The 14,132-nt window shown below is 71.4% G+C and carries 12 protein-coding genes; 3 read left to right on the top strand and 9 right to left on the bottom strand.

Annotated elements, in window-relative coordinates; genetic code table 11:
- Positions 1-72: 72 nt before the first annotated feature.
- Both AC1DU4_RS16735 and AC1DU4_RS16730 read left to right on the top strand, forming a co-directional pair.
- Positions 73-942: an alpha/beta fold hydrolase gene (locus tag AC1DU4_RS16735; protein ID WP_477841630.1), complete on the top strand. Its 870-nt coding sequence runs from the start codon at positions 73-75 to the stop codon at positions 940-942.
- 162 nt (positions 943-1,104) lie between these two features.
- A complete protein-coding gene (locus AC1DU4_RS16730; RefSeq protein ID WP_477841628.1) occupies positions 1,105-1,605 on the top strand; it encodes a hypothetical protein in 501 nt (166 codons plus the stop codon).
- Between the two features lie 242 nt (positions 1,606-1,847).
- On the opposite strand, the gene AC1DU4_RS16725 is transcribed toward AC1DU4_RS16730, so the two are convergent.
- Genes AC1DU4_RS16725 through AC1DU4_RS16685 form a run of 9 tightly spaced genes read right to left on the bottom strand, consistent with a single transcriptional unit; the run spans position 1,848 to position 13,002 of the window.
- Positions 1,848-2,081: a hypothetical protein gene (locus AC1DU4_RS16725; RefSeq protein WP_477841626.1), complete on the bottom strand. Its 234-nt coding sequence runs from the start codon at positions 2,079-2,081 to the stop codon at positions 1,848-1,850.
- A gap of 55 nt (positions 2,082-2,136) precedes the next feature.
- Positions 2,137-4,317 carry an MMPL family transporter gene (locus AC1DU4_RS16720; RefSeq protein ID WP_477841624.1) on the bottom strand — a complete coding sequence of 727 codons (2,181 nt, stop codon included), beginning with the start codon at positions 4,315-4,317 and terminating at the stop codon, positions 2,137-2,139.
- Entirely contained in the window at positions 4,314-5,009 is a 696-nt protein-coding gene (locus AC1DU4_RS16715) for a formyltransferase family protein (RefSeq protein WP_477841622.1), read from the bottom strand. Before AC1DU4_RS16715 ends, AC1DU4_RS16720 begins: the two co-directional genes overlap by 4 nt.
- Entirely contained in the window at positions 5,006-8,023 is a 3,018-nt protein-coding gene (locus tag AC1DU4_RS16710) for an amino acid adenylation domain-containing protein (protein ID WP_477841620.1), read from the bottom strand. The genes AC1DU4_RS16715 and AC1DU4_RS16710 overlap by 4 nt, the downstream gene beginning before the upstream one ends.
- Positions 8,024-8,054: 31 nt before the next feature.
- Positions 8,055-9,095 (bottom strand): NAD-dependent epimerase/dehydratase family protein, encoded by a 1,041-nt coding sequence (locus AC1DU4_RS16705; RefSeq protein WP_477841618.1) that lies wholly within the window; start codon positions 9,093-9,095, stop codon positions 8,055-8,057.
- Complete coding sequence (locus tag AC1DU4_RS16700; protein WP_072845635.1) at positions 9,092-9,385, bottom strand: hypothetical protein; 294 nt, start codon at positions 9,383-9,385, stop codon at positions 9,092-9,094. Before AC1DU4_RS16700 ends, AC1DU4_RS16705 begins: the two co-directional genes overlap by 4 nt.
- On the bottom strand, positions 9,382-11,043 hold the full coding sequence (locus tag AC1DU4_RS16695; protein ID WP_477841616.1) for a fatty acid CoA ligase family protein: 1,662 nt from the start codon (positions 11,041-11,043) through the stop codon (positions 9,382-9,384). Before AC1DU4_RS16695 ends, AC1DU4_RS16700 begins: the two co-directional genes overlap by 4 nt.
- Positions 11,040-11,951 (bottom strand): beta-ketoacyl-[acyl-carrier-protein] synthase family protein, encoded by a 912-nt coding sequence (locus AC1DU4_RS16690; RefSeq protein ID WP_477841614.1) that lies wholly within the window; start codon positions 11,949-11,951, stop codon positions 11,040-11,042. Before AC1DU4_RS16690 ends, AC1DU4_RS16695 begins: the two co-directional genes overlap by 4 nt.
- A gap of 1 nt (position 11,952) precedes the next feature.
- On the bottom strand, positions 11,953-13,002 hold the full coding sequence (locus tag AC1DU4_RS16685) for a 3-oxoacyl-ACP synthase III family protein (RefSeq protein ID WP_477841612.1): 1,050 nt from the start codon (positions 13,000-13,002) through the stop codon (positions 11,953-11,955).
- A gap of 334 nt (positions 13,003-13,336) precedes the next feature.
- Between AC1DU4_RS16685 and AC1DU4_RS16680 the strand changes: the two genes are divergently transcribed.
- Positions 13,337-14,002 (top strand): PAS and ANTAR domain-containing protein, encoded by a 666-nt coding sequence (locus AC1DU4_RS16680; protein WP_477841610.1) that lies wholly within the window; start codon positions 13,337-13,339, stop codon positions 14,000-14,002.
- Positions 14,003-14,132 lie beyond the last annotated feature (130 nt).

The following is a 14,132-nucleotide window of genomic DNA, read 5'->3' as shown; positions in this document are numbered from 1 at the left end:
GTTGCGTCCGTACTGCCTGTGACCTAGCCTACATTAGAACGATCTATCTAATCGTTGCCGAGGGGGCGCATCGTGCGCACAGTCGAGCTGTCCGTGGGAACCGTCGAGTACGAGGACACCGGCGGCGCGGGACCGGTCATCGTGTTCCTGCACGGACTGACCATGGACGGGACCCTCTGGCGCCACGTCGTCGACGACCTGCGTGAGGACTTCCGGTGCATCCTCCCGACCTGGCCGCTCGGCGGGCACCGGGTGCCGATGCGGGCCGATGCCGACCTGTCCTTGCGTTCGCTGGCCGTGCTGATCGGGGAGTTCGTCGGGCGGCTCGGCCTCACCGACGTCACGCTGGCGCAGAACGACTGGGGCGGTGCGCAGGTGCTGGTCGCGAACGGCGACACCTCTCGCATCGGACGGCTCGTCCTCACGGCCAGCGAGGCCTTCGAGAACTATCCGCCCCCGCCCGCGCGGCCGATCGTCGCGGCTGCCCGCGTCCCGGGTGGGTTGTTTCTCGCAATGCAACTGATGCGGCTGCGGGTGATGCGGCGGTCACCGCGGGCCTGGGGTGCGATGAGCAAGCGGCCGGTGCCGACCGAGGTGATGGACGGGTGGTTCGGTCCGGCCACCCGCGACCGGTCGATCCGGCGCGACCTGCGCAAGTACGTGACCTCCGTCCCGAGCCGACGGGTGCTGGGCGAATGGGCCACCGCGGCAGCCTCGTTCGAGGGTCCGGTGCTGGTGGTGTGGGGGACCGAGGACGTGGTGATGCCGCTCGAGCACGGTCGCAGGCTCGCCGAGATGTTCCCGCGCGCGAGGCTCGTCGAACTCGACGACTGTTACACCCTGATCCCCGAGGACCGCCCGCGTGAACTGGCCGCGGCGATCCGCGACTTCCTCGGGGCGGTCGACGATCCGCCCGGGAGCACGGGAGGAGCGGGGGCGTGAGGGCCGCCGCGCGGTTCCGCTGTTCCAACCAGTCAGGCCGCTTTGTCGCTAGCCTGGGACGAACCGGACGTAGCGGATACCGACGGGCCCGTCACGTGAAGCTACTGTCGCGCAAGGTGCGACCCGGACACCCCGGGACGGTTGCCGAGAGAAGGGGCTTCCATGAAGAAGCTGCTGAAGTCGTTGTCGGAGACCGAGAACGTGCTGGTGCTGGAGACGAAGCGGGACCACCTGCACGGTCTGGACGAGGACGCCCTGATCGACCTGCACACCCGGGTGCGCAAGGCCCGCAACAAGCACGCCAAGGTCTACCGGCGTGAGGCCGCTGCCGCGGTGACCGACAAGGCGAGCCGGGGCGCGGCGGGACGGACCACGACTCGAAACGCCGCCAGGGTCGAGGTTTTCGAGCAGGCGCTCGGTCAGGTGAGTCGTCGCCTGGGTGCGGTGGCCAAGGAGAGCGCCGCCGAGTTGAAGCGAGAGCGACTCGCGCGGGCACGCCAGGACGCCCCGGCCTTCGCGGGCAACGGCACCGGCCCGGATTCCGCGGGTCAGCAGGGCCGGGTGAACAAGAAGTCGAAGCAGAAGTCGGCGGGCCGTAAGAAGCGGGAGGCGTCCGACATCGCCGCCGGCATCAAACGTCAGGCCAAACGCGACAGTTCGTAGTACCGAGGGCCGCCCGCTCGCGTATGGTCAACTCCGCCTTGACCAGATCGTATTGAAGGAGCCCACAATGGGAAGCGTCGAAACCATGCTCACCGCCGTCCTGATCGGCGTTGCCACCAATCTCGTGAAGGACCTGATCGGTTCCTGAGCTGGTGTCGAAAGGCCCCCACCCTCGTTCGAGGGTGGGGGCTTTCTCGTCTCCCGCCCCGACAGGGCGTGGGGTGCCGGGGGAGCGGGACTCCTCAGACCACGCAGATCGGGAAGATGACGTTCGGCCCGAGGATCGGCAGCAGTCCGACCGGTGCGCACGAGAGGACAGCGCCGAGCGGACCGAGCTGGCCGAACAGGACGACGGGGTGGACCGCCTCGGGAACCGGGGCCGGCGCCGGGGCCGCCGCTGCGACACCGGGTCCGAGGGCGATCAGGGATGCGGCAGCCGTTGCTGCCAATGCGAGGCGTAACGCGGTCTTGTTCATGGCGGTCTCTCAGCGGCGTGTTGGTGGTGACTGTCCGGCCCGCCCCGGCCTGGGCCTACGGCGGAGCAGGTGTTCGGCTGCCGGTCTCGGCGTCGTGTTGCCCACTGACGTTGTGTTGTCCACTAACACTGCGCTCTGACGTCCCCGATGGCAACCACGCCGGCCGCCACCAGTTGGCCTCGCCCATGAGCTTCACCAGGGCGGGGACGAGCAGCATTCGGACCAGCGTCGCATCGAGCACGAGGGCGATCATCATGCCGATTCCGATGAACCGCATGGGAGTGAGCGTGGAGAGGGTGAACGCGCCGGTGACGAGCACGAGCAGCGCGGCGGCCGCGGTCACCACCCGGCCGGTCCTGGTCGTGCCGGCCAGGATGGCGTCGTCGGTGCTCGCGCCCTGCTGGTGGGCCTCGACCATGCGCGAGATGAGGAACACCTCGTAGTCGGTCGAGAGTCCGAAGACCACGGCGATGACCAGTACCACCATCCCGGCGGCCAGCGGACCCTGGCTGACGCCGAGTACGCCGGCGAGATGGCCGCCCACGAACACGGTCGTCAGGATCCCGAAGGTGGCACCCAGGCTGAGGAAGGCGACGAGCACCGCCTTGACCGGCAGCACGATCGACCCGAACCCGAGGAACAGCAGCACCAGCGTCGCGAGGACCATCACCGCGATCATCAACGGCAGCCGGTCGACGATCGCGTCGACCCCGTCGGCGGTGATCGCGGTCATCCCGCCCAGCATCACGTCGGTGCCCGCCGGGGCGTCGACGGCGCGTATGCCGGCGAGGGCGTGCATCGCCTGCTGGGACCGGTCGGGCACCGACAGCTGAGCCCGGAGGAGGGTCACGTCCTCGCGGGTCCCGGCGACGGCGACCTCGGACACGTCGTCGACCGCGGCGATCTCGCGGCGCAACCCCTCCACCCCGAGGGCGGCCGGTGGTTGACCGTCGGCGCCGCGGACCGCGACGATGACGCCGCTGTTCGCCGCCGGGAACTCGGCGGCCACCTGCTCCGCCGTGACCCGCGCCGCGCTGCCGGGCGGGAGCGCGGTGTGGTCGACGTCGGTCAGCGTGATGCCGAGTATCGGGGCGGCCAGTACCAGCAGGGCCGCGGTGACGGCGGTGGCGGTGGCGAGCGGCCGCCTCAGCACGCTCCGGGTGACGCGGCCCCAGAATCGTTGGGCGCGGGCCTCGCCCCGCGCGAAGGCATCCCGGCGCCAGCTGCCCGCGCCGATGCGGGGTCCGAGGAGGACCAGTGCCGCCGGGAGCGCCGTCAGCGACAGCGCCGCGGCGACCGCGACCGCAGACATGGCGCCGTAGCCGAGGGACCGGAGCGAGACCTGCGGGAACACCAGGGTCCCGGCGAAGGCGCAGATCAGCAGGACCGCCGAGAAGCCGACTGTGCGGCCGGCCGTGGCGAGTGTGCGGGCCAGGGCGCCGTCGACGTCGGCGTCGTCGTCGGCGAGTTCCTCGCGGAAGCGGCTGACGACGAACAGCCCGTAGTCGATGGCCAGTCCGAGTCCGAGGAGGGTGGCGATGTTGGCCGCGAAGACGTTGACGTCGGTGAACTCGACGATCAGCCGCAGGCTGGCCATGGCCCCGAGTATCGCCAGCCCGCCGACGGCCACCGGCAACGACGCGGCGACCAGCCCGCCGAAGACCAGGACCAGGACCAGCAACGTGATCGGGAGGGACAGCGACTCGGCGACGACGAGGTCGCGCTGGGACTGCGCGTTGATGTCGGCGGCAAGGGCGGCGAACCCGGTTGTGTCGGTGTGCACGCCGGGCACCGACAGGTGCGGGGCGATGTCGGCGAACGCGACGATGCGCTGGTCCTCGTCGCCCGCCGCGAACACCACGGCCAGTGCCTTCGTCCCGTCGGCAGACCGGAGCGAGGAGGCGGCGGCCGGGGTGTTCCAGTAGGTCAGCACCGGCTTGTCGAGCAGGGCCGGGTCGAGGGTGTCGAGGCGGGCCTGCACCGCGGGTCCGATGTCGTCGAGACTCTGGCCGTCCGGGGCGGTGTAGACGGCGACGACGTCCGGGCTCTGGCGGCCGAAAAGGTCGTCGACGAGCCGCTCGACCTGCATCGACTCGCTGCCGTGGTCGGCGTATCCGCCGGAGCCGAGTCGCGACGTCACCGAGGCGCCCCACGCGCCGGCGGCGACGACGAAGCCCACGGTGAGCAGCAGGACGATCCACGGGCGGCGTGCCACCGCCGCGGCCCACCGGGTCATCGGGCGGCGCCGTCCGGCGATCGCTGCCCGGCAGTGGCCGCGGCCAGGTCGGGGTACAGCGGGGCGAAGACCCCGAGCGAGGCGGCGCGCGAGAAACCGTCGGTCCCGCGGCGGGCGGCGATGTCCGCGAGTTGGCGACGGCCGTAGTACCCGGCGGGCTGCGTCGACGGCGGCATCGGGGACAGGGTGTTCTCGACCGCCGCGGTGAGGTTGCGTACGAACACCGCATGGCAGGCCCGCAGCCCGGCGAGCATCACCTCCTGGAACCCGTCCTGCGGCGCGATCGGGAACCGTTCGATGTCGAGGACGGCGCCCGTGTCGATGCCGGTGTCGACCTCGTGCAGTGTTGCGCCGTAATGCGTTTCACCGTCCAGCAACGCCGCGGAGAAGGCGATCTCCGGCAGGCCCCGGTACGCCGGGAGGGGGCCGTTGTGGATGTTGTAGATCCGCAGGCCGGAGCCGAGCAGCCTCGGCCGCAGGATGGTCCCGTTGTTGATCGACCACACCAGCCCGTCCCGGCAGGCCGCCGTCACGGTGGCGGCGTCGTCGTTGACGTCGGTGGTCCGCAGTGCCGGAATACCCTCCGGGACAGCCTCGTCGGGGCCCACGCAGACCAGGTCGACCCGGTGTCCGGCGGCGTCGGCCGCGCGCACGGCCCGCCACAGCAGGGCGCCCCGGCCGACGAAGATCACGACGCCGCCCCGGCGTCTCGGGCCGCGACCGCGGCGGCGTGCACCCGGGCGAGGGTCAGGTGGTGGACCAGCCCCTCGAGCTGCGCGACGAACCGGGCCTCGCCGGCCGCGCCGACGACGGTCCGGGAGACCTGCGAGAGCATCTCGAGGGAGGACAGCGAGTCGCCGCCGAGCGCGAAGAAGTCCGAGTCCGGTGTCAGGCGCTGCGGGCCGATCTCGAGCACCTTCGCCCAGATGGCGGTGATGCGGCCCAGGTCCGGGTCCGCGTCGTCATCTGGCATCGGGGCGGCGTCTCGAGGGCCGGCAGCCTCGCCGGCGCCGGGCAGCCGGGACAGGTCGAGCTTGCCGTTGCCCGTCAGCGGGAGGTCGTCGACGACGTGGATCGCCGCCGGGATCATGTACGCGGGCAGGCGTTCGGCGAGGAAGCTCCGCACCGCGTCGACGTCGATGCCGCCGTCCGCGACGAGGTACGCGGCGAGGACGTTGCCGCCGCTCGGGCCGCGCCGGCCGGCCACCGCGGACCGGCCGATGCCCGGGAACCGGTCGAGCACGGCCTGGACCTCGCCGGGCTCGACGCGATTGCCGCGGACCTTGACCTGGTCGTCGACGCGGCCGACGAAGTCGAGCACCCCGGAGGGCAGCAGGCGGGCCAGGTCCCCGGTGCGGTAGGCCCGGACGCCGCCCGGCAGGACGACGAACCGCTGCGCCGTCAGCTCCGGCCGGCCCAGGTACTCGCGTGCCACCTGGGGGCCACCGAAGTAGAGCTCGCCGATCTCGCCGGTCGGGATCGCCCGCGCCTGCGCGTCGAGCAGGTACACCGGGGTGTTCGTCGCCGGTGTGCCGATCGGGACCGACGTCGCGTCCGGGTCGGGGTCGGGGTCGATCAGGTGTGAGGTGCACACGATGCTGAGCTCGGTGGGGCCGTAGCTGTTGTGCAGGCGCGCTCCGGGCCCGAAGAACCGGCGTGCCGCCGCGGCCAGCCCCGGCCGGAGTTGCTCCCCTCCGATGATCACGGTGCGCGGATTCGGCGGGTCGATCTCCAACCCGACGACGACCTCGAGCAGGCTGGGGGTGAGCAGGAAGGTGTTCGCGACGCCGTCGCCGACCATCGACCGCAGCGACACGTGCGAGATCTCGCCGGGCACCAGGGCGACGGCTCCGCCGGTCAGCAGCGCGCCGAAGAACGCCGCGCAGGCCATGTCCGCGGCCGGCGTGTGGTGGTGTGCGAATCGGGTCTGCGGCCCGAGCAGGTACCAGTCGGTGGCCGAGTCGACGAAGTTGACCACGCCGGCGTGGGGGACCAGGACACCCTTCGGCTGCCCCGTCGATCCGGACGTGTAGGTGACGAACGCGACGTCCTCACCGCAGATCCGTTCGCGGACGGGGTGATCGGTGTGTTCGGGGAGATCCTCCAGGACGAGCACCGGTACGTCTGCGGTGATCCGGTCGCGGTGCGGCCGCGCCGCGAGCAGCGCCCGGGCCCCCGAGTCGGCAACGATCGCCGAGAGCCGGTCGGCGGGGTGCTTCGGGTCGAGTGGGAGGAAGGCCGCCCCGGCCCGGAGGATGCCGAGCTGGCCGGCGACGCCGTCGACGCTGCGGTCGGCGAGGATGGCCACGATCGAGCCCGGACCGGCGCCGTGGCCGCGGAGTTCCGCCGCGATCGCGTCGGCCCGGCGGTCGAGTTCCCGGTAGGTGTGCCGGCCGCCGGGTCCGATGACCGCGACCGCGTCCGGGGTCAGTTCGGCGTGCCGGCGGAACCGGAGGTCCGCGTTGTCGACGGTCGCGGTGGTGGTGGTCTCCATGGGCAGGGCGGGCGCGAGGTCGAGGGCCGGCGCGGGGTCGTCGACGGTCAGCGCGGCGGCCACCCGGTCGAGCAGCTCGTCGAGGCGGCCCGCCACCTTGTCCCCGGCCCGGCAGGACACCGTGATCTCGGTGTTCCCACCGGATTCGAGGATCACGAACGACATCGGCACCAGGCCGGTGTGGACCGGGAGCGCCCGGACGCTGGCTGCGGTGTAGCCGGGGGCGGACAGGAGTTCGGGGTCGACGTCACCGGCATGCGAGACGATCGCGGCGACCAGGTTCCGGTCGGCGTGGGCCCCGAGGCGATGCGCGGCCTCGAGGATCGCGCGGGTCACGGCCGCGGGCAGCTTCGCCAGGCCGCCGTTGTCCATCTCGTTGAGCTCGCGCCCCTCGACCAGGCCGACGAGCAGTTGCGCGTTCACCTGGGACCAGGACTGGCCGGGGGCGACGTCCAGGAACAGGGGCAGCGCCAGGTTCGCGGTCGAGCGGATCGTGGGGTCGTGGCGGCGCAGGTCGACCGGGACCATGATCCGGGTGGGCCGGCCGACGGCGTCGGCGAGGACCGCCGAGATCCGAGCGACCGCGCCCGTGGTGGTGCCGGGCACGGTGCGGTGACGCCAGGTGAAGCGGGCGTCGCGCGGCGCCCGGCCGGTGACGCCGAGGGGTGAGCGACGGGTCGGCACCAGCGTGGTGGGCTTGCCCCGCATGCCGATTCGGGCGACGAGGTCGTGGTCCGCGGTGGGATCGGGCGCGCCGACCGGGTCCTCGCCCCGCAGTACCCGGAAGACGTCAGCGGCCCACGTGCCGAGTCCCTTCGCGTCCATCACGCCGTGGAAGGCGCGGAAGACGACGGTGGTGGCCTCGCCGCGCAGCAGCACCACCTCGGTGGTGGCCTGCGGGCTCAGCCCGAGCTGCCGGCGCAGAACGGGGCTGGCGTCGAGGTCGGTGAAGTCGATCTCGGCCGAGTCGACGACCTCGACGTGCGGCACCGCGCCGGAGTCGACCCAGGCGCCGGCGCGGCGCACCAGTCGCGTGCCGGGACATGCGGCGGACGCGCGTGCCACCGCCGCGACGAGGTCGTCGGGGTCGAGGTCGCCGGTGCCGGTGACGACGAGCTGGATCGCGAACGGCGGCGACAGCGGCTGCGTCGCCAGGTACAGCCGTTCGGTGGCCGAGACGGGTCGCTGGAAGGTGGGGACGGTCGTGGTCACGGGCAACCTCGGTTCGGCGCGGGTGGTGGGGTCAACGGAGATCACGGGTGAGCGTGGCGAGGCCGCCCTGGCGGTCCACCCAGTCACGGAACTCGGCCATGCCGGCGTCGCGGTCGACCACCGGGGCGTACCCGAGGTCGCGTCGGGCGGCGCTGGTGTCGAAGGTCGACGAGCGGGTCATCAACGCCAGCACGTACATCGAGAGCGGCGGCGAGTACCGCGTCGCCAGGTAGGGGATCTTCCAGATCAGGTCGAGGACCCGGACCGCGGACCGGACCACCCGCGGGTCGGCCGACCGGTCCGGCATCTCGAACCCGAAGTCCTGCGCCACCTCGGCCATGTACGGCCAGATGTTGGTGACCTCGGCGTCGGCGATGAAATACGCCTTGCCGCCGACGGTGTCGGATTCCGCGGCCCTGACGCAGGCGTCGACGATGTTGTCGACGTGGCACAGCGACGCGAGGACGTCGCGGCCACCGGAGAGGTTCGGCAGGGTCCCGGCCCGGGCCCGGCCGAGGAGCCGCACGATGGGACCCGAGCGGTCGCCCGGTCCCCAGATCGCCCGTGGTCGCAGCGCGCAGGTGGTGAACCCGTCGGTGTTCGCGGCCAGGACCGCCTGCTCGGCCGCGGCCTTGGTCTCGGAGTAGAGGTTGAGGAACCGGGTGGGGTAGGGCGCCGACTCGTCGAGGTCGAGCTGGTCGCCGCCGTCGTAGCTCATCAGCGCGCTGGGGCTCGAGATGAAGACGAAGCGGCGGGCGCCGTTGGCCCGCGCCGAGGCGAGCAGTTGCGCTGTGGCGTCGACGTTCTCGCGCTGGAACTGGGACCGGACACCGCGTTCGTCGACCCGGGCGGCGCTGTGGACGACGACGTCGACGCCGCGGGTGGCGGCATCGAGCGAGTCCGGGTCGGCGAGGTCCCCGTAGACGAGCGTCATCGCGGAGGTGTCGCCGAGATCGGTCAGGATGCTGCTGCGGCGGACCAGTATCGAGACCTCGTGCTCACCGTCGTCGACCAGGCGGCGGGCGAGACGGCCGCCGAGGAATCCGGATGCCCCGGTGACCAGGATCCTCACGGGTTCGTCTCCTTTGTCTCGGAACCGGGCTGGGTCTTCCACCAGGTCATGCCAAACGTCATGGTGAGCAGGGCGGTCGCCAGCGGCGACCGGTCGCCGCCGGCCACGCGGACCGCGGCCGGGACCTGCGCGGCGTGCACCACGACGCTGAGGACCGCGTCGAGCCACCAGGCGGCCCGGGCCAGCGGATGCCGCAGGGGTCGTCCCCGCAGGGCCCGACCGGCCCCGAAGGCGAGGTAGAGCCAGCCGAGGATCGGAATCGTCCGCAGCAGGGCGGTTTTCGGCGTCACGACTGCGCTCCTCGGGTGAGGCGGGTGGCCGCCCAGACGGCCAGCTCCTCGCGGCCGATCTTGGCGTTGTGGCGGATGTCGACCGGAAACTGCGGGTGGACCAGGAACCGGTCGATCTGCGCGGTGAGCGGGAACCGGGCACCGCGCTCGCGCAGGCCGTCGAGGACGGCGGCGGCGTCGGCGCCGGGGGACGTCTCCACGCACAGGACGGGACGCTGGGCGCCGCGGTCGCCGACACCGACCAGCGCGGTGCGGGCCACGCCCGGCGCGGCGTTGAAGACCTGCTCCACCTGCACCGGGTGCAGCGTCACCGCGCCGGTCTCGACGCGCTGGGACTTGCGGCCGCAGAACCAGATCCGGCCCTCGTCGTCGATCCGCCCGAGATCGCCGGTGCGGTGCCAGGTCCGGTCGCCGTCCGCGATCTTGCCGGTCAGGTTCGCGGCCGCCGGCCAGTGGTAACGGGTGCTGACGTTCGGGCCGCTGACGACCAACTCCCCGATGGCGCCGCGCAGCGGTTGGGCCTGCGCCCAGCCCTCGAGCGGGGCGTCGGTGACGGCGATGACCCGGACCTCGACCCCGTCCACCGGCCGGCCGATGCAGGTGCCGTCGCCGCTCTGGGCGCGCTCGATCAGGCCGTCGAGCAGTTCGCGCGACTCGATGGTGGACATCGGGATCGCCTCGGTCGCACCGTATCCGGCGTGGACCTGGGCGTCGGCCGACAACACCTCGCGCAGACCGGTGACGACCGCGGCCGGCACCGGGGCGCCGCCGGAGAAGACCGCACGGACGGTCGGCATGACCACCTCGTGGGTCCGGGCGTGGTCGAGCAGCGGGCCGAGCAGGGCGGGGGAGGCGAACATGGTGCGCACCCGGAACCGGTTGACGGCGTCGACCACGTGCCGGGGGTCGGTGTCACCGACCTTGCTCGGGACCAGCGGCGGCAGCACCACCTGGGCGCCGAGCAGCAGGTACAGGACCCCGAACATCGGCAGCGTCACCAGGGCGGATTCCTCCGCGGTGACCGCGGTGACGGCCTGCGTCTGGGTCAGCATCGCGGCGAGGTTGCCGTGGGTGAGCTCGACGGCCTTCGCCGGCCCGGTCGACCCGGTGGTGAAGGCGATCATCAACAGCTCGTCGTCGCCGGCCGGTGCGGTCGGCGGTCGCTCGCCGACGGGCTTGCGGCCGAGACCGGCGAGGGTGTGCCCACCCCAGAACCAGCGGCGTCCGACGGTCACCTTGGCGCCGACCCCACGGAACCCCCGCCGGAACAGGACCCGCACCGCGTGCGCCTGGGGCAGCCCGACGAAGGCCTGCGGGTCCACCGCGGCGAGGCAGCGAAGCATGGGACGCAGCCCCATGCCGGGATCGATCACCACGGGGACGGCGCCGGTCTTGAACAGCCCGAACAGGATCGCGTACAACTCGGGACCGGGGTTGACCAGCACGATCGTCCGGACACCGGCCGTCATGCCCGCGGCGGCGAACCGCTGCGCGAGGGCGTCGGACCACTCGTCGAGCTCACCGAACGTCACGTCGGCGTAGTCGGGCAGTCCCTCGGCGGCGGCGCCGGCTGCGGACGTCACCGCCGGGGCACCGGGCCGCCGGCGGGCCGTGGCGGTGAGTCGGTCGAGCCAGTTGTCCGTCAATGCGGCGCTCATCGCCCGGCTCGGCCGGACGGGACCCGGTACACGGTGGCCGCGGCGCTGGGCCCGGCGCCGGCCGCCACGAACAGGACCCGCTCGACGGGGTCGAGGCGACCGGCGCCGACGGCATGGTGGTAGGCCAGGGCCAGGGCGGCGGTGTGGGTGTCACCGGTGACGTGGTCCGCGGTGCCGGCGTCGTCGACGGCGCGGATGCCGACCTTCGCGGACAGCGCGGCGCGGAATCCCGGCGTCGGCCGCGAGGAGATCAGCACGGTGGTGGCCGGATCGCACTCGGTGGCGTCCATGGCGGCGGTTGCCGCGGACAGTGCGACGTCGAGGACGCGGGCCTCGAAGTCGTCGGACCGCCGGACGGTCATCGCGCTGCGGCCGGTGACGCCCATCGTGTCGGTGTCGACGAAGCCCTCGACCGCGGCCGGGCCGTCGGCCAGCTCGACATGCAGGGGGCCGAAACCGTCTGCCCCGTCGGTGTGTTCGAGCAGGAGCGCCGCACCGGCGGTGGCGTACGGGAAGTCCGCCGGGGCGTCGGGTCCGGTCATCGACGGATGGGTGTCGCCGGAGACCACGAGCACGCGTCCGGTGCTGCCGGTGGTGAGCAGCGCGGCCGCGACCTGGACGGCGTTGAGGACGCCGCAGGCGCCGTTCATCAGGTCGAACGAGAACGACCGGGGGTCGTGTTCGTCGTACTCGAGCCCGATCCCGGCGGCCTTCTGGATCAGCGCGCCGATCGCCGGTTCGACGGTGTTCGAGTCCCGGTAGATGCCGGTGTTGATGAGCACCCCGATGCTCTCGGGGGCGACGGCGGCGTCGGTGAGCACCGCACGCACGGCCCGGCCGGCGTGCTCGATGCTGCTCGCGGTGTCCGTGTCGTGGCTGGCGCCGGTTGCCGTGATGACGATACCCATTTCAGGCCTCCAGAGACGAGACGGTGGCCGACAGGAACCCGGTGACGATGCCGGACGCCGCCGGCACCATCAGGATCTTCGAGCCGGCGGGAATGTTGGACTGCCGCAACTGGTCGTGCAGGACGATGAAGTGCGAGGTGGTGGACGTGTTGCCGTACTTCTCGACCACGTTGAGCGCCTCGGGCATCGGCGTGCCGAACTCGCGCTCGCCGAGCGCGTTCATGAACGTCACCGCGGACGCGCCGAACTGGTGATGAATGATGTAGTCGAACTCTTCGTCGGCGAAGGTGCGCCCCTGGCGGGCCAGGTGATTGCGCTGGGTGTCGGTCCAGAGTTTGAACCGGTCCTCGTTGTGCATCCGCCGGTTGTCGGTGTACAGCGCGACGCCCGCGGTCCGGTCGCTGGGCATGCCCAGGCAGGCGTCGGCGTACTCGGAGGCGGTCATCAGCTCGATGTAGTTGATGCGGTCGCCCTCGTCCTCGGACCGGTCGATGACCAGCGCACACCCGGAGTCGCCGACGGAAAGCGAGGCGAACTGCGGGTCGTAGCCGCCGGCGAGTTCCTGGACGGCGGTCTCGGCGATCGGGGTGATTGCCTCGCCGCTGACCACCATCCCGTTGCGGACCGTGCCGGCCCGGATCATCCGGTCGAGCAGGTAGGTGCCGGTGAGCATGCCCGCGCAGGCGTTGGACAGGTCGAAGTGGATGGCCCGCCGCGCGCCGAGTTCCTTGGCGATCGCCGAGGCGAAGGAGGGCTCGAAGTAGGTCTTCGTGCGCTCCTTGCTGCGGGTGATGGACACCGAGATGACCACGTCGAGGTCGTCCGCGTCGTAGCGCGAGCGCGAGAGGCAGTCGCGCGCGGCCTTCATCGCGAGCGCGAAGGAGTCCTCGTAGTTTTCGGGCGACTTGTCCCGGACCCGTCGTTCCTGCACGCCGGTGACCGCCGCGAAGTCGAAGGACGGCTTCTGGGCGAGTTGCTCGATCAGATCTTCGGTGGTGAGGACGTCGACCGGAAGGTAGGCGCCGATCGCCTCGAATCGTGAATGAACCAATGAATTCTCCTCAGCTGGGTCGAGCAACCGGACAGCAACGATTGGGCGCGAAAACATCAGTGCTCCACGGAATTTCCGCAAACCGGGCGCGGCGGGCATGGTGGAGTGTCTGGATCCGCTCGGAGTAGGTTCTCACCCTCGCCTACCTCCGCGCCGAGGAATGTACACAGTGGGCCGGGGACGGCCCACTGGGGCCGCGACCGGTCGCGGCCTGGCCGGTGCGCATCGATGCCACAGGAGCATGCCGGCCGACAACTTGTCTCGGCGGATCGTCTCGGCGGTGACAATGCACAATGGGTGGGCAGGCGACCGGATCAGGTGCCAGACTTGACAGGTGACAGGCGACGGCAGTCTGCAGGAACTCCCGGATCCCGGGCTCCTTCCGCACGTCGGCAGCTTCAGGCTGCTGCTCGACGGCGAAAAGTGGGAATGGTCCGACACGGTTGCCCGGATGCACGGTTACCAGCCCGGGACGGTCACGCCCACCACGGAACTGGTGCTCGCTCACAAACACCCCGAGGATCGTGCGTCGGTCGCCGACACCCTCCGGCGGGTTCTGCAGGAGGGGGTGCCGTTCAGTGGACGACACAGGATCGTCGACACGGCCGACAGGGTGCACTTCGTGGTCGTCGTCGGCGACCGCATGGTCGATGCCGGTGGTGCTGTGATCGGAACGTCTGGGTTCTACATCGACGTGACCAACATGCGCGATGCCGACATCAAGAACTCTCTCGACCGCAATATCCCGCACGTAGTGGAGGCCCGCATCGCACTCGAACAGGCGAAGGGAGCGCTCATGCTGGTATACGGCATCAGTGCCGACCACGCCTTCGAAGTGCTGACGTGGTGCTCGCAGCAGTCGAACGTGAAGGTGCGCAGAATTGCCGAGCATCTGGCTGCGGCGCTTCCCACCGCGCTCGAACTCCCGCCACAGGTCCGCGACAGATTCGACCACATCCTGCTCAGCACGTTGGCTGCCGATCGTCGGCCACAGGCGTAACGCTGCCCCACGGTGGTCAACGCCTTCTTGCCTCGGGCAGGTCACGACCGCCTTGCCCTCGGGCAGGTCACGACCGCGACAACAGGCGCAGATCTTCATGCGGTGAGGCGCCCCACGGACAACGACCAGC

This window comes from Rhodococcus sp. P4_F5, assembly GCF_056401315.1.
This window is presented reverse-complemented; position numbering and strand designations above follow the sequence as displayed.

Coding starts and splice junctions, on each gene's coding strand:
- AC1DU4_RS16720 (WP_477841624.1), bottom strand. CDS start 4,317: ATGACCCGGTGGGCCGCGGCGGTGGCACGCCGCCCGTGGATCGTCCTG.
- AC1DU4_RS16725 (WP_477841626.1), bottom strand. CDS start 2,081: ATGAACAAGACCGCGTTACGCCTCGCATTGGCAGCAACGGCTGCCGCA.
- AC1DU4_RS16695 (WP_477841616.1), bottom strand. CDS start 11,043: ATGAGCGCCGCATTGACGGACAACTGGCTCGACCGACTCACCGCCACG.
- AC1DU4_RS16690 (WP_477841614.1), bottom strand. CDS start 11,951: ATGGGTATCGTCATCACGGCAACCGGCGCCAGCCACGACACGGACACC.
- AC1DU4_RS16730 (WP_477841628.1), top strand. CDS start 1,105: ATGAAGAAGCTGCTGAAGTCGTTGTCGGAGACCGAGAACGTGCTGGTG.